The sequence below is a fragment of the uncultured Granulicatella sp. genome, assembly GCF_963528195.1.
Classification (GTDB): Bacteria; Bacillota; Bacilli; order Lactobacillales; family Aerococcaceae; genus Granulicatella.
Genome location: NZ_CAURVN010000014.1, coordinates 1 through 15,329, shown reverse-complemented (window position 1 = coordinate 15,329; position 15,329 = coordinate 1). Strand labels below are relative to the sequence as shown.

The 15,329-nt window shown below is 32.9% G+C and carries 15 protein-coding genes; 14 read left to right on the top strand and 1 reads right to left on the bottom strand.

All coding sequences use genetic code 11. The features are described from left to right. The first annotated feature begins 10 nt into the window (after positions 1-10). Both recJ and RWR88_RS05285 read left to right on the top strand, forming a co-directional pair. Positions 11-2,326: a single-stranded-DNA-specific exonuclease RecJ gene (gene recJ / locus RWR88_RS05290; protein WP_314450957.1), complete on the top strand. Its 2,316-nt coding sequence runs from the start codon at positions 11-13 to the stop codon at positions 2,324-2,326. Positions 2,327-2,328: 2 nt separating this feature from the next. Next, positions 2,329-2,856, top strand: a complete 528-nt coding sequence (locus RWR88_RS05285) for an adenine phosphoribosyltransferase (RefSeq protein WP_006702792.1) — start codon at positions 2,329-2,331, stop codon at positions 2,854-2,856. Positions 2,857-2,927: 71 nt separating this feature from the next. Here the strand turns inward: RWR88_RS05285 and RWR88_RS05280 are convergent, their stop codons facing one another. Then, positions 2,928-4,205 carry a hydroxymethylglutaryl-CoA reductase, degradative gene (locus RWR88_RS05280; protein WP_314450956.1) on the bottom strand — a complete coding sequence of 426 codons (1,278 nt, stop codon included), beginning with the start codon at positions 4,203-4,205 and terminating at the stop codon, positions 2,928-2,930. Positions 4,206-4,311: 106 nt separating this feature from the next. On the opposite strand from RWR88_RS05280, the gene RWR88_RS05275 reads away from it, so the two are divergent. From RWR88_RS05275 to RWR88_RS05220, 12 genes are all read left to right on the top strand, one after another. Next, the gene (locus RWR88_RS05275; RefSeq protein ID WP_314450955.1) at positions 4,312-4,437 is read left to right on the top strand and encodes a hypothetical protein; all 126 of its coding nucleotides are present in this window, start codon (positions 4,312-4,314) and stop codon (positions 4,435-4,437) included. Between the two features lie 6 nt (positions 4,438-4,443). Next, on the top strand, positions 4,444-4,902 hold the full coding sequence (locus tag RWR88_RS05270) for a hypothetical protein (RefSeq protein WP_314450954.1): 459 nt from the start codon (positions 4,444-4,446) through the stop codon (positions 4,900-4,902). A gap of 12 nt (positions 4,903-4,914) precedes the next feature. Beyond that, positions 4,915-5,676 (top strand): acyl-ACP thioesterase domain-containing protein, encoded by a 762-nt coding sequence (locus RWR88_RS05265; RefSeq protein WP_314450953.1) that lies wholly within the window; start codon positions 4,915-4,917, stop codon positions 5,674-5,676. A gap of 210 nt (positions 5,677-5,886) precedes the next feature. Then, a complete protein-coding gene (gene rpsD, locus RWR88_RS05260; RefSeq protein WP_006702788.1) occupies positions 5,887-6,498 on the top strand; it encodes a 30S ribosomal protein S4 in 612 nt (203 codons plus the stop codon). Positions 6,499-6,721: 223 nt separating this feature from the next. Next, complete coding sequence (gene dnaG / locus RWR88_RS05255) at positions 6,722-8,551, top strand: DNA primase (protein ID WP_314450952.1); 1,830 nt, start codon at positions 6,722-6,724, stop codon at positions 8,549-8,551. Between the two features lie 15 nt (positions 8,552-8,566). Continuing rightward, on the top strand, positions 8,567-9,691 hold the full coding sequence (gene rpoD, locus RWR88_RS05250; protein WP_006702786.1) for an RNA polymerase sigma factor RpoD: 1,125 nt from the start codon (positions 8,567-8,569) through the stop codon (positions 9,689-9,691). Between the two features lie 59 nt (positions 9,692-9,750). Then, positions 9,751-10,623: a DUF368 domain-containing protein gene (locus RWR88_RS05245; RefSeq protein ID WP_314450951.1), complete on the top strand. Its 873-nt coding sequence runs from the start codon at positions 9,751-9,753 to the stop codon at positions 10,621-10,623. Next, positions 10,624-11,145 carry a phosphatase PAP2 family protein gene (locus RWR88_RS05240; RefSeq protein WP_314450950.1) on the top strand — a complete coding sequence of 174 codons (522 nt, stop codon included), beginning with the start codon at positions 10,624-10,626 and terminating at the stop codon, positions 11,143-11,145. A 457-nt stretch (positions 11,146-11,602) separates the two neighbouring features. Then, entirely contained in the window at positions 11,603-12,568 is a 966-nt protein-coding gene (locus tag RWR88_RS05235) for an iron chelate uptake ABC transporter family permease subunit (RefSeq protein ID WP_314450949.1), read from the top strand. Continuing rightward, on the top strand, positions 12,565-13,554 hold the full coding sequence (locus tag RWR88_RS05230; RefSeq protein ID WP_314450948.1) for an iron chelate uptake ABC transporter family permease subunit: 990 nt from the start codon (positions 12,565-12,567) through the stop codon (positions 13,552-13,554). The genes RWR88_RS05235 and RWR88_RS05230 overlap by 4 nt, the downstream gene beginning before the upstream one ends. Then, on the top strand, positions 13,532-14,281 hold the full coding sequence (locus RWR88_RS05225) for an ATP-binding cassette domain-containing protein (protein ID WP_314450947.1): 750 nt from the start codon (positions 13,532-13,534) through the stop codon (positions 14,279-14,281). The genes RWR88_RS05230 and RWR88_RS05225 overlap by 23 nt, the downstream gene beginning before the upstream one ends. Before the next feature lie 9 nt (positions 14,282-14,290). Then, positions 14,291-15,244 (top strand): ABC transporter substrate-binding protein, encoded by a 954-nt coding sequence (locus RWR88_RS05220; protein ID WP_314450946.1) that lies wholly within the window; start codon positions 14,291-14,293, stop codon positions 15,242-15,244. Positions 15,245-15,329 lie beyond the last annotated feature (85 nt).

Here is a 15,329-nt window from a genome sequence, read left to right as displayed (position 1 = left end):
AGGTGATAGGATGTCTTTTGCAAATGCAAAATGGGATGTAGTCAATAATGAGATAGAGGAAAGTTCAAAAGAAATTGCGAAAGAATTAGGACTTTCTCCTTTATTGATTCAAATTTGTAGGAGAAGAGGATATCAAACTGAGGAACAAATTCAAGAATTTCTATCATCTTCACCGACATTATGGCATGATCCATATTTAATGTATGATATGGAAAAAGCGATTCAACGGATTCAACAAGCGATTGAAACGGATGAAAGTATTTTAATATTCGGAGATTATGATGCGGATGGTATTACTAGTACTGCAGTATTATACGAAACATTAGAAATGATGGGAGCACAAGTAGAATATTACCTACCAAATCGTTTTATAGATGGATATGGTCCGAATATCCGTGTTTTTGAAGAGTATCTTGAAAATGGAGTATCTTTAATTATAACGGTTGACTGTGGAATTGCTGCTCATGAAAGTGTTGAATGGGCAATGAGTCAACAATGTGATGTTATTGTAACAGATCACCATGAGATTCCTCCTGTTCTCCCTAAAGCTTATGCAGTGATTCATCCTCGCCATCCAGATGGTGAGTATCCATTTGGAGATTTATCTGGAGCAGGAGTTGCTTTTAAATTAGCACATGCATTATTAGGAGAACTTCCTGTTGAATTAGCAGAAATTGCTTGTATTGGAACAATTGCAGACCTAGTTAGTTTAACGGATGAAAATCGTAGTTTAGTTAAATTAGGCTTGCAACAATTAAATCAAACGGAGCGAATTGGGTTAAGTTATTTATTTCAAGAATTACAATTAACTCCTGGTTCAATAGATGAAAAAACAATAGGGTTTCAAGTAGGTCCTTGTTTAAATGCTCTTGGAAGACTTGGAGATGCGACTCCAGGAGTTGCTTTATTTACGACTTTTGATGATGAAGTCGCCCAAGAAGTTGTGACTTTAATGCAACAAGAAAATGCTAAGAGAAAACAAATTGTAGATGATATTACAGCTGAAGCATTGGAATTAGCTAAAGCTCAAATAGATCACAAAGTGTTAGTATTAGCACAATCTAATTGGCATGAAGGTGTATTAGGAATTGTTGCGAGTCGAATCGTCGAACAATTACAAAAGCCGACGATTGTTTTAGGAATTCAATCTGATGGATTAATGGCAAAAGGTTCTGCAAGATCTTGCGCACAGTTTAATCTCTATGATGCACTATCTTATTGCCAAGAGTCTTTAGCTAAATTTGGAGGCCATCATATGGCAGCTGGACTTAGTGTCGAAACAGTGATGTTACCAGGATTTATGGAAGCTATCGAAACTTATGCGAAACAGCATCCCGAATTATTGGAAGATGAAAAAGTAATTAGTATTGAAGAAGCATTATCACTTTCCCAAGTAAATATTGAATTTATCGATTCTCTTCAAGCATTAAAACCATATGGAACGAATAATGCTGAACCGATTTTTAAAATTAGTTCCGTAATAGTAGGTCAAAAACAAAAGATTGGAGCTCAACAGCAACATTTAAAATTAACGTTGAATTCTGAACAGAATCAGTTACAGGCTTTAATGTTTAATAAAGGAGAATGGGCGGATAGCTTAAATCTTCAAGCAGAGGTTGAAGTCATTGGAACTTTAGAAATTAATGAATGGCAACAAAACCGTTTACCTCAATTAATGTTAAAAGATATTGCTGTTAAAGATGCGTTAATTTTCGATTGGCGTACCAATAAAATTCGACCGGAACATTTATCAGTGAAGAAGGCAGCTTATTTAGTTGAAAGAGATGCTCTAAAACCATTAGTGAGTGAAAGAATTGATACAACTTCTAAAGTCTTTTCGATGGAAGAATGGATACAAGAAGTAAAACAAGAGGATTTTGCTTCGATTGTATTCTTTGATTGTCCGCAATCTAAAGAAGTCATTCAAGAATTTCGTAAACATTCGTATACGCACAAAATATATATTATAGCATATACTCAAAAATCTATTATGACAATGGGGATTCCGACAAGGGAAAGATTTGTGGCTGTTTACCAATATTTAAAAACACATTCAAATGTACCCTATAATGAAAAAACAGGAGAATTAGCTAATTATTTAAAAATTCCATTAGATCAATTTAAAGTGATTTTAAAAGTGTTTTTTGAATTAAAATTTGTTATAATAGAAAACGGCTGTTTAAGATTAAATCCAGAGTCTACATCTATGGATTTAATGCAGTCATCTTTAATGAAACAATTGCAAGAAGAACTTTGGCTCGAAAGAGTATTTATCTATAGTCAATTTTCCGAATTAACAAATTGGCTGACAAATATGGAGGAATAAAAATGAATTTAAAAAATTACATTGCAAGTGTACCAAACTATCCTAAAGAAGGAATTATTTTTAGAGATATTTCACCTTTAATGGCAGATGGGAAAGCATACCAATATGCGACACAACAAATTGTAGATTATGCAAAAAGCAGAGGAGCTGACATGATTGTTGGTCCTGAAGCTCGTGGATTTATCGTTGGATGTCCTGTTGCCTATGAATTAGGAATTGGTTTTGCACCTGCTCGTAAAAAAGGAAAATTACCTCGTGAAACAGTTTCTGTAGAATATGATTTAGAATATGGTACTGCAGAATTGCATTTACATAAAGATGCAGTAAAACCAGGACAAAAAGTATTAATTTGTGATGACTTATTAGCGACAGGTGGAACAATGGATGCTTGTGCTAAATTAGTTGAAAAATTAGGTGGAGAAGTTGTTGGTTTAGCATTTTTAGTGGAATTAACAGACTTAAAAGGCCGTGAAAAAATCGAAGGATATGACATCTTTACATTGATGGAATACACAGAAGACGAAAGATAAAGAAATATTTTTTTCTGAAGTAGTAACGAAAGCCATGAGATTCGCATTTGCGAATCTCATGGCTTTTATGCTTATCTAATACTTTCTAATATTTTTTGTACAGTTTCTAAATTAAAATGTTTGTGTTCTTTCAGTAATTGGACAATTTGTGGAATTTCTTCTTCTGTTGCTCCAGCCGTTAAAGCTAGAGATTTTATTTGTAAATTCATATGTCCTTTTTGAATGCCATCGGTTACTAATGCTTTTAATGCAGCAAAATTTTGTGCTAAACCAATAGAAGCAATAATTGCGGCTAATTCTTTAGCAGATGGATTCATCAATAATTCATGAGCAAATTGAGCAGCAGGATGAATCGCTATAGAACCACCAACTGTTCCAATTGGCATTGGAATACTTAATGTTCCTACTAATTCCTTATTATCATGGATGAACCATTTACTAAAAGGTTGATAAGTTCCTGATAAGCTTGCATATGCATGTGCTCCAGCTTCAATCGCTCGCCAATCATTTCCAGTTGCAATAACGACTGCATCAATTCCATTCATAATTCCTTTATTATGAGTAGCAGCTCGATAAGGATCGACTTGGGATAGTTCGCTGGCAATTTCAATTCTACGGGCAATTTCTTCACCTGAGATTGTCTTTGTTTCTAATTGTTCAAATGGAATTCGGCAAGTAGTCGTGACAACAGAATGAGTTGCCAAATTCGATAAAATTGCCATAATACAAGTTCCATTTGTAAAATTTTCGATAGGAGAAACTAAGGCTTCTAAAATCGTATTTAAAATATTTGCTCCCATTGCTTCCTTTGTATCTACAGAAATATAAAATACATAAAACGTATGATTTGGATGTTGTTTTTCTTCTACCCAAATCGATTGGATTCCACCACCACGTTTGACAATAGAAGGGTGAGCTTCATGAGCAATGGTAAATAAATGTTCGATTTCCTTTGAAAGTTTTTCCTCTATTTCTTCTATAGAATATGGGGAATTATAGATCGCAATTTCACCAATCATTTCTCTCTTTTCTTGAGTAGTAGTAAATCCCCCAGAACGATGAATGATTTTACAACCATTACTTGCTGCAGCAATGACGGAAGGTTCCTCTGTTACCATTGGAACAGTATAAGTTATACCATTTATGGTAACTTCAGGAACAATTCCAAGTGGTAAGTCATATAGTCCGATTTGATTTTCAATCATTTGATTAGCTACTGATTCTGGTAAGTTAAATCCTTTTAATAAGTTTGATTTATTTTCATCTGATAAATGAGTTAAGTTTGTTAAAATATTTTTTCTTTCTAATGGTGTTTTTTGATAAAATTTATAAAATAAATGCTCGTTCATAATAAGCCCCCTTAGTGACTCTAGTATAACAAATTTATTAGTATGAGGGGAAGATACAAGAAAAAATGTTTCAAATACTGTATACTAGAAAACAAGGAGTGATGAAATGAAATTTACAAGAACAATTCAAGAACGTTTATTTATTGTAGAAGCAAAAGAAGCTTACCAAAAAGAAGCAGAAGATTTATTAACAATTGTAGAAGAATATTTTGAAGAAAATTTAGAAGAATAAAATAAATTGATTCCAATTAATTCTGGACATAATAAAGTTGTATGCATTGAAAATGAGTATCATGTTTGCGTTCCAAATTATGAACAAAAACAATTAGAGGAATGGATTACAGATTGTAGCTATTTCTTAGAGATTGTTCAAAAAACATTTAAAGCAGGGAAACGTACAAAAACATTAGGGAAGTTAGTTCCATTCCGTTTTGATAGTCCTGTTATTATTGCAAATCATACATTTGAAGTGGAAGATTTTTATGCGCATCGTTTTGATGATGAAACATGGTATGTAGCACCTGTGGATCAAGAAATTGAATCTCAACCATTATCAGGAGCAAAAGCTTATGAAATTTTCCCTGATTATCCTAGCTTTTATGATATGATGCATTTACCAACAGATACAATTGTGATTTTCCATAAAGGAGAAATTGTATCGGTATTAAATGAAAATAGTGAAGATATTTGGAATTAATAGGAGGCAGCTATGACGATTGACGTAATTTGCCAAATAGAGCGTACAATTCTTCCTTATGAATGTGATTGGAAAGGAAATTTGTTATTAAGCCAAGCTCTAGGAATGATGATGTTAGCTTCTAGAAAGCAACAACAACAATTACAAAATCCAAACTTCATTTATGAAAAAGGCTATACTTGGATTGTGATTCAACACGAAATTGAGATTCATCGCATGCCAAAAGTAGATGAAGAAGTTATCATTGAAACACAAGCCATTAGCTATAATAAATTTTTTACTTACCGTGAATATCGTATTCTTTCAAAAGAAAGAGAAGAGTTGTTTGAATGTATCACGACATTTGCAATGCTTGATATGAAGGCACGAAAAATTGTTTCAATAGATGAAGAAGTTGTGTTGGAATATCCACTGTCTATTGGAAAAGAAATGAGAAAAGCAACTCGAATTCCTAAAAAAGATTTTTCAGAGGCTACAACGGGAGAATACAAAGTTCGAATTAATGATATTGATGCTAATCTCCACGTCAATAATGCTCGTTACTTTGATTTTGCTTTTAGTGAATTAGGAATGGAGTTTTTAAAGGAGCATCAGTTAAAACAAGTTGTGATTAAATATGAAAAAGAAGTATTACCAGAATCAACGATTTCATGCTCGACTTTATGGGAAGAAAATACATTAGAGAGTCAAAAGAGAAGACAAACATATCATTTAATTTCGCAGGACGGAAATCGATGTGCGAATATTCAAATGGAATGGGAAGAAATCGTATAAAATAGTTTGCATTTTATTCAAACATCTGATACAATAATTTTTGTGTAAAATATGCAGCAGAAATAAGAGAAGCTCGTCAACAGTCCTATCCATTAAGAGGAAGGTAGTAACCACGGCTGCAAAGGTGAACCCTAGTAGAGACTGCACGAATCTACTGTTTCGCAATTATTTTACTCCAAAAAAAATTTTTTATTATTGGAGGAATGTTCAATGTCACGTTACACTGGACCAAGCTGGAAGTTATCTCGTCGTTTAGGCATTTCACTTTCAGGAACAGGAAAAGAAATCGCTCGTCGTCCATACGCACCAGGTCAACACGGACCAAATAACCGTAGTAAATTATCTGAGTATGGTCAACAATTACAAGAAAAACAAAAATTACGTCATATGTATGGTATGAACGAACGTCAATTTGCTACTTTATTCAAAAAAGCTGGCAAAATTAAAGAAGGTAAACATGGTGAAAACTTCATGATCCTTCTAGAACAACGTTTAGATAACGTAGTTTACCGTTTAGGATTAGCTTCAACTCGTCGTCAAGCTCGTCAATTAGTAAACCACGGTCACGTTACTGTAAATGGTAAACGTGTAGATATCCCTTCATTCCAAGTACAAGTTGGAGATGTTGTTGGTGTTCGTGAAAAATCACGTAACTTAACAATCATTAAAGAATCTTTAGAATCTTTATATGGACGTCCAGAATTTGTTACATTTGATGAAGAAAAATTAGAAGGTTCATTAAACCGTCTACCATTACGTGATGAGTTAACATCTGATGTTGACGAATCATTAATCGTTGAATATTACAACAAATTAGGCTAGGATTATTCCTAGATTTATCGAACTCAAGAATCGTTAAAATAGTAGCGATTCTTGAGTTTTTTCTACTTTAAATTTCGGTTAAAATAGAATGATATTTTTTATAATAGAAAAGAAAAATTAGTTGAAACAATTTTCATTTGATGATATTATATATCCTGTATCATTAGGGATATTAGGTTTAAAAGGAAAAGTTCCTTAATAATTCAGGAAAAGGAGGCAGTTTATGAGTCAAGTCATCCCTGAAGAAACGCTGAATCAGATTCAATCGCAAGTAAATATTGTCGATATTGTAAGTCAGTATGTTTCTTTGAAAAAACGAGGGAAGAACTATTTTGGCCATTGTCCTTTTCATGATGAACGGACACCTTCATTTTCAGTAACTGAGGAAAAACAAATCTATCATTGCTTTAGTTGTGGTAGAGGAGGAACTGTTTTTTCATTTATTTCAGAAATTGAAGGACTTTCTTTTGTTGAATCCGTAGCAAAAGTTGCAGAATTAGCTCAAATCCCATTTGAAAATAAATATTCGAGTTCTCGACCATCGGTTCAAGATACTCATCAACCGCTAATAACAGCACATGAAAAAGCTGCTGAGTTTTATCAACATGTGTTATTACAAACACGTGGCGGTGAAAAAGCTTTAGAGTATCTTCAACATAGAGGATATACATTAGAGACGATTCAAACCTTTAAAATGGGACTAGCATTAAAAGATCGCACTTATGTGACGAATTTGATTAAACAAATCCCATTAACACCTCAACAAATGGAAGAATCAGGACTTTTCATTGCAAGAAATAATGATTTTATCGATCGTTTTTACCATAGAATTATGATTCCGCTTCGTAATGAGCAAGGAAAAGTGATTGCTTTTTCTGGTCGCATTTTACCTAATGATGAGGAAATGGTCGATGAACAAGAAGCGAAATATTTAAATAGTTCTGAAACACCTATTTTTAATAAGCGACAGTTCTTATTTAATTATGATTTAGCAAAATCAGCGATTCGTAAATTAGGACAAGTTGTCTTATATGAAGGATATATGGATGTCATTGCTTCTTGGCAAGCTGGTGCTAAAAACGGTGTAGCATCGATGGGAACATCTTTAACAAAAGAACAAATCCAAATCTTATCACGAGTAGCTAATGAAATTATTATTGCCTATGATAGTGATAGGGCAGGTTTAGATGCAACGAATCGGGCAATTGAATTATTGCAAGAAAATTCAGCTTTAACGATTTCAATCTTATCTTTAGATGCTGGAAAGGACCCAGATGAATTTATTCAACAAAGAGGTGCAGAAGCTTATCTTGAACAATTAGCTCATCATACAGAATCTGTTTTCCAGTTTAAAAAGAGATATTTTTCAAAACAATATCGATTAGAAATTGAACGAGAAAAAGTACAATTTTTAGAACAAATGACGATTGAATTGGCAAAAATTTCTAAACCTATTGAACGTGAATTTGCGATTAAATCATTAGCAGATGAGTTCGGAATTTCGGTAGAATTACTTTCTAGTCAAGTCAATTTTGTTCAGAGAAAATTCAAGCAACAATCTTCTCACACAACAGGAGAGTGGACAGCAAGTCCTATGAAAATTTCACAGGATAGTCCGATGGAAGTTTCTCAAAAGCAACTTCTGTATCGTCTATTACATTCTCCGGAAGCATGGAGTTATTTAGCAAGAGAAAATGAAGAGTTTGAATTTCCTTATGTAGATTATCAACAATTTTATATTTTGTTGAGAAGCTATCGTGAGCAGCATCTTGAAGAATTACTTGTACAAGAATTTATGAATTTTTTAGATGAATCCGATGCAGTGAATCGTAATTTATTATCGATGATTGAATGGCTAGAAATGCCTGAAGAATGTACGGAAAAAGAAATTCATGACTTAATGTACTTTTTATCGAAAAAAGAAGATTTAAAACAACAATATCAAAGATGTATGCAAGAAATGAAAGAAGCTCAATTATCAAATGATGCTATTAGAGCAAATCAATTGATGATGGAGTTAGTTAATATTCAGAAACAATTAAAGAAATCATGAATGGAGGAATAGTGGATGACAGTTGAAAACAATAAGAATGGTCAAACGCTAAAAGAAGCTACAAGTAAATTGCTAGCAGAACGAAAATTGTTTGGGCAAATTTTATATGATGATTTATCAGCGCAAATTGCGATTCCATATGAATTAGATGCAGAAGGAATGGATAAATTAATCCAACAATTCGAAGATGCTGGAGTTAGTGTAGTAGATGCAGATGGTGGACCAACTAGTCGTCAATTATCTTCAGAATCTGCAAAAGAACCTGAAGTAGAAATGACAGAAGACGAAACAGCTTTATCGTCAAATGTAAAAATTAATGACTCTGTTCGTATGTATTTAAAAGAAATTGGACGTGTTCCATTATTAAGTGCGGATGAAGAAGTAAACCTTGCTTTACGTATTCAACAAGGAGATCAAGAAGCGAAACAAGAATTGGCAGAAGCTAACTTACGTTTAGTAGTTTCGATTGCGAAACGTTATGTAGGACGTGGAATGCAATTTTTAGATTTAATTCAAGAAGGAAATATGGGCTTAATGAAAGCTGTTGAAAAATTTGACCATACAAAAGGATTTAAGTTTTCAACTTATGCTACATGGTGGATTCGTCAAGCAATTACTCGTGCGATTGCTGACCAAGCACGTACCATTCGTATTCCAGTTCATATGGTAGAAACAATCAATAAATTAGTTCGTATCCAAAGACAACTATTACAAGATTTAGGACGCGAACCTACTCCTGAAGAAATTGGAGCAGAAATGGATTTACCAACTGAAAAAGTAAGAGAAATTCTAAAAATTGCTCAAGAACCAGTATCATTAGAAACTCCAATTGGGGAAGAAGATGATTCACATTTAGGAGACTTTATTGAAGATGATAATGCAACAAGTCCAGCTGAACATACAGCTTATGCATTATTAAAAGAACAATTAGATGAAGTATTAGAACAATTAACGGATCGTGAAGAAAATGTATTACGTTTACGTTTTGGTCTAGACAAAAATGGAGAAATCCGTACATTAGAACAAGTAGGCCAAGTATTTGGAGTTACTCGTGAAAGAATCCGTCAAATTGAAGCGAAAGCACTTCGCAAATTACGTCATCCAAGTCGTTCAAAACAATTGAAAGATTTCTTAGACTAGTATTGATGGAGACTGGGCAGTAGCCTAGTCTCTTTATTTATAAATGAAAGGAGAAACTTATGTTTCGTCAAATTCTAAATGGTTTTTGTATGGCATTAGCCGATAGTGTTCCCGGTGTTTCTGGTGGAACAGTAGCTTTTATTATGGGGTTTTATGACCAATTTATTGGTTCCATTCATGATATGGCATTTGGAAGTAAAAAGGAGAAGAAAGAAGCTTTTACTTATTTAGTAAAATTAGGCATTGGTTGGGTGATTGGAATGGTCAGTGCCATTTTAGTATTATCTTCATTATTTGAATCGCATATTTATGGAGTAAGTTCTTTATTTATTGGATTTATTGCAGGAGCCATTCCATTAATGATGATGGAAGAAAAAGAATCTTTGAAAAAGCCATTAATGGGAATTTTTTATATTCTTCTAGGAGTGGCTATTGTAGCTGGAATTACTTGGATGAATTCTCATACAGGTAAAGGCAGTTTTGATTTAAGCCAGTTTTCTATTGTAGATTCCATTAAATTATTCTTTATTGGAATGATTGCTATTTCAGCAATGTTTTTACCAGGAATTTCTGGTTCAACTTTATTATTAATTTTTGGAGCTTATATTCCGGTAGTTTTTGCAGTTAAAGCAGTATTAACTTTCCAATTAGCATATATTCCAAGTTTAGCAATTTTTAGTTTAGGGGTATTGGCAGGAGCCTTATTTGTTGTTAAAGCCATCAAATATTGTCTGGAACATTATCGTAGTCAAATGATTTATGGCATCATTGGAATGATGATTGGTTCATTTTATGCGATTGTAATGGGACCAACGACATTAAAAATTCCTCAAGAAGCAATGAATTTTTCAACATTTTCACCAATTGCAGCTTTAGTTGGTTTGTTATTAGTATTAGGATTACAAAAATTAAAAGAAAAGGATTCTAAATAGATGACAGAATTACAAATTCTTGATGGATTTCAAAAATTGCACAATCCAATATTAGATTCTATCATGATTTTCATTACTTCATTAGGGAATGTTGGATTCATTTGGTTAGCGATAATTGCAGTTTTGTTAATGAATAAGAAAACAAGATCTCTAGGGATTCTGCTAGCTATTGCGGTAGTAATTAATACAATTTTGTGTAATGGTCTCATTAAACCAATTGTAGCAAGAACTCGTCCTTATGAGGTTCATTCAGCAGTTTCTTTATTAATTTCAAAACCATTAGATTATTCATTCCCATCAGGGCATACAGCTATTTCATTTACAGTAGTTAGTGTATTGTATTTCCTTCGTATGAAAAAGTACTGGATTATGGCTTTCGTTTTAGCAAGCCTCATTGCTTTTTCAAGAATGTACTTATATGTTCATTATCCAACAGATGTACTAGCAGGAGCAATCGTAGGAACATTCAGCGGCTGGATCACCGTAAAATGGAGCCAATCAAAACATAGAAGATTTATATAAGAAAAAGGTATAAAAGCAGAGCAACAGCAAAGCTTTTATACCTTTTTTATGTTGGAAACACCATAGACTTTTTACAGTAGTTTTAACAATGAAACCCAGTGCGTCTTCGGCTTTCGTTCCAACCATAAGAACAAAAGTTAAGAAACGAAAATCAATCAAAACGGAATAAAACTAAGAATCGTTCCCCCATAGACTTCTTACAGTAGTAAGAGTAATAGAATCTCCAAAAGCAGATGCTATTACTGGAAAAATCAAGACTACAGGCTTGATTTTTAGCCAAGAGACACCAAAGGTGGCTACTGGCGTCCAAAATACTACTGTATCCAAGAAGTCTATATAAATTTTTCTCGTAATTAGAATAAATCCAATCTTCCCCAAACCCATTGCAATCACAGAAATTTTTGGTAAACTAGTATTTATGTAATTGAGAATGATTATCAATTAGAAAGGAGAGATTATGAAATTTAAACATTTAAGTATCCTTTTACTCATTCTATCATTAATATCTTTATCAGTTGGAGCACAAACATTTTCTTGGGGACTGTTCATCCAACAAGATGTTAAAATGCAACAAGTCTTTTGGTTATCTCGAGTTCCAAGACTATTGAGTGTGATATTGGCGGGAAGTTCTATGAGTATTGCAGGATTATTAATGCAGACAATGACGCAAAATGAATTTGCAGCACCTAGTACAATTGGTACCACTGAAGCAGCAAAATTAGGACTACTATTAAGTTTATTCTTTTTTAATGGACCTAGCTTATTTCAGAAAATGCTATGTGCCTTTATATGTTCATTTGCACTTACGATTGTTTTTATTATGATTCAGCAATCCTTACAATTGAAAGAGAAGTGGATGATACCTTTAGTAGGATTAATTTTTAGTGGAATGATTTCAGCCTTTACAAATATGATATCGTATCAATTTCATCTGGTACAAAGTTTAACGTCATGGACACAAGGATCCTTCTCCATGATTCAAACTCACCAATACGAATGGCTATTCTTTGGTTTAATCATCATTATTGTTTCTACAAAATTAGCACATGTTTATACGATTGCTAATTTAGGAGAATCGATTAGTTTGAATTTAGGAATTTCTTATAAGACGTTAGAATGGTTAACATTATTACTCGTTTCACTTACAACGAGTGTCACGATGATAACGGTAGGCTCACTTCCTTTTATAGGAATTATTATTCCAAATTTAGTACGTTATTTATCGGGAGATGATTTAAAAAAGACGATTCCACAAACAGCTCTATTAGGTGCAGTACTAGTTCTAGCATGCGATATTGTAGCTCGATTAGTCATTCCGCCTTATGAAGTATCAGTTAGTCTGATTTTAGGGATTGTTGGAGCTGGACTATTAATTAGTCAAATTTTAAGAATTAGCTCGCAAAGAAGGGGGAGCATTCGATGAAGAAAAGAACCCTTCTATTAACAATTACATTAGTAAGCTTATTACTTATTATCAGTGCTATTTTCTTATTTTTTCCAATCGGAAATATGGGAAAATTTTCTGTCCTCTTATTTAAAAAGAGAGTTTTAAAATGGTTCGTCATTTTATTAGTTAGTTTATGTGTTTCGATATCGACCATTAGTTTCCAAACAATTGTACAAAACCGATTTTTAACACCGGGTGTTCTTGGAATTGAGAGTGTCTTTGTATTGTTTCAAACATTGGTTTATTGGGGACAATTAAGTCTAGGAATGGAAACAGCACCAAATCTATGGATTTCAATCTTCACGATTGTGTTGCAGATAATCTTTTTCTTCCTCATTTATCGAGCCTTTAATGATTTATTATCGATTCCATTTTCGATGCTATTATTCATTTGTTTAGCGTTTGGAACATTGTTTAGAAGTTTGAGTACATTTGTTCAAGTATTAATGGATCCAAATGAATTTGATAAATTGCAAGGAAAATTATTTCCCTCCTTCCAAAGAATGCATCATCAAAGTGAATTAGTCATTGTAGTGGTCATATTAACAGCTATCTCAGTAATCTATTTAATAAGAAAACATATGGTGTTAAATGTATTTCACCTTGGGAAAGTTCAAGCACAAATACTAGGTATAAATGTAGCAAAAGAAGAAAAGTGGATTCTATTAGTAATTGTATTACTAACAAGTCTATCCACAACTTTAGTAGGTCCAATGCAATTTTTAGGATTTATGATTGCTAATGTAACGTATCAATGGATTAAAGATTACCGACACTTACAAATGTGGACTATCGCATTTTTATTAGGAAGTATTTTATTACTAGGAGGACAACTGGTTATAGAGAAGCTCTTCCAATTAAATATTCCAATTAGTGTTGTTATTGAATGGTTTGGAGGAGTATTATACTTTGTATTGTTATTGAAAGGAAGGTACCGTAGTGGAATTAAAAAATATTCATAAAGCATATGATACGGTAGTTGTCGATTCCGTTTCATTAACGATTCCAAAAAATCAGTTAACAGCTTTTATCGGACCAAATGGAGCAGGAAAATCGACTTTAGTTTCCATTATGAGTCGATTATTACAAAAAGATTCTGGTCAATTATGGATTAAGGGTAAAGAAATTGAAGCTTGGAATTCAAAAGAACTTGCAAAAGAATTATCCGTTTTAAAACAAAATCAATCTTTTCAAGTATCTTTAACAGTAGAAGAGTTAGTTAGCTTTGGTCGTTATCCTTATTCAAAAGGAAAGTTATCGACACTTGATTATCAAATGATTGATCAAGCATTAAAACATACGAATTTGTTAGAGTTAAGAGAACGTTCGATACAAACTTTATCAGGCGGACAAATGCAAAGAGTGTTTATCGCAATGGTATTAGCTCAAGATACAGAAATTGTTTTATTAGATGAACCATTAAATCATTTAGATTTAAAACAAGCAGTAGAAATTATGAAACTACTACGTTATATGGTAGAAAATCTGGATAAAACAGTCGTCATTGTGATGCATGATTTGAATATGGCGATTAACTTTTCTGATTATTTAGTGGCCTTTAAAGAAGGAAAATGTGAGTTTCATGGCAAAACCATGGATGTGGTTACGAATCAAACCTTATCAGAATTATATGAAATTGATATCGAAGTGATAGAAGTTTCAGGAAAAAAATATATTACAGTAAAGTAGGAGAAACATATGAAAAAATTATTAACAACCGTAGTTATGGGAGCAACATTTTTATTAGCTTCTTGTGGTACAAAAACAACAACTGTGACATCAACAACACAAGAGAATTCAGTGAAACAAGTGCAATTAACAGATGGATCAGAAACTGTTGAAGTGAAGACAAATCCAAAGAAAATTGTGACATTTGACTTAGGTTCAGCAGATACATTACGTGCAATTGGGCAAGGTGAAACAATTGTTGGAATGCCAACAAAACCATTACCAACGTATATTAAAGATTTAGGGGAAAAAGTTCAAAATGTTGGAAGCATGAAAGAACCGGATATCGAAGCAATTGCAGCAATGCAACCTGACTTAATTATTGCTTCTGCACGTACAAAAGATTTTATTCCACAATTGAAAGAAATTGCTCCAACTGTAATCTTTAATGTAGATAGCAAAGATTATTGGGGTTCTGTTCAAAAAAATGTTAAAAGCTTAGCGAGCTTATTTGATGAAGCAACTCAACAAAAAGCAAGTACTCAAGTAAAAGAATTACAAACAACGATTGATACAATTGCATCTCAAAATGAAAAACATAGCGAAAAAAGTTTAGCAATTATGTTAAATGAAGGTAAAATGTCTGCATTTGGCGCACAATCACGTTTTGGATTCTTATATCAAGATTTAAAATTCCGTCCAACAGATGCTAAAATTGAAGATAGCAGACACGGACAAGAAATTAGTTTTGAAGGTGTTAGTGAATTAAACCCTGATGTTTTATTTGTATTAAATCGTACATTAGCAATTGGTGGAGATAATTCTAAAGCAGATGCCTTAATGAAAAATGAATTAATTCAAGCTACAAATGCTGTAAAAAATAATAAAGTAGTAAACTTAACTTCTGACTTATGGTATTTAAGTGGTGGAGGATTAGAATCTACTAAATTAATGCTACAAGACTTACAACATGTATTTCAATAATGATTAAGACGACGCAAGTCGTCTTTTTTTGGTTGTTCGACAAATCCTGTTGGTGAGAAATCACCGACAGGATTTTTTATATGCA

What these genes read in the sequence shown, in the direction of transcription:
- RWR88_RS05285 (WP_006702792.1), top strand. Translation starts at nt 2,329, where the DNA reads ATGAATTTAAAAAATTACATTGCAAGTGTACCAAACTATCCTAAAGAA.
- rpsD (WP_006702788.1), top strand. Translation starts at nt 5,887, where the DNA reads ATGTCACGTTACACTGGACCAAGCTGGAAGTTATCTCGTCGTTTAGGC.
- RWR88_RS05265 (WP_314450953.1), top strand. Translation starts at nt 4,915, where the DNA reads ATGACGATTGACGTAATTTGCCAAATAGAGCGTACAATTCTTCCTTAT.
- RWR88_RS05245 (WP_314450951.1), top strand. Translation starts at nt 9,751, where the DNA reads ATGTTTCGTCAAATTCTAAATGGTTTTTGTATGGCATTAGCCGATAGT.
- RWR88_RS05220 (WP_314450946.1), top strand. Translation starts at nt 14,291, where the DNA reads ATGAAAAAATTATTAACAACCGTAGTTATGGGAGCAACATTTTTATTA.
- recJ (WP_314450957.1), top strand. Translation starts at nt 11, where the DNA reads ATGTCTTTTGCAAATGCAAAATGGGATGTAGTCAATAATGAGATAGAG.
- rpoD (WP_006702786.1), top strand. Translation starts at nt 8,567, where the DNA reads ATGACAGTTGAAAACAATAAGAATGGTCAAACGCTAAAAGAAGCTACA.
- RWR88_RS05275 (WP_314450955.1), top strand. Translation starts at nt 4,312, where the DNA reads ATGAAATTTACAAGAACAATTCAAGAACGTTTATTTATTGTAGAAGCA.
- RWR88_RS05240 (WP_314450950.1), top strand. Translation starts at nt 10,624, where the DNA reads ATGACAGAATTACAAATTCTTGATGGATTTCAAAAATTGCACAATCCA.
- RWR88_RS05235 (WP_314450949.1), top strand. Translation starts at nt 11,603, where the DNA reads ATGAAATTTAAACATTTAAGTATCCTTTTACTCATTCTATCATTAATA.
- RWR88_RS05230 (WP_314450948.1), top strand. Translation starts at nt 12,565, where the DNA reads ATGAAGAAAAGAACCCTTCTATTAACAATTACATTAGTAAGCTTATTA.
- RWR88_RS05280 (WP_314450956.1), bottom strand. Translation starts at nt 4,205, where the DNA reads ATGAACGAGCATTTATTTTATAAATTTTATCAAAAAACACCATTAGAA.
- dnaG (WP_314450952.1), top strand. Translation starts at nt 6,722, where the DNA reads ATGAGTCAAGTCATCCCTGAAGAAACGCTGAATCAGATTCAATCGCAA.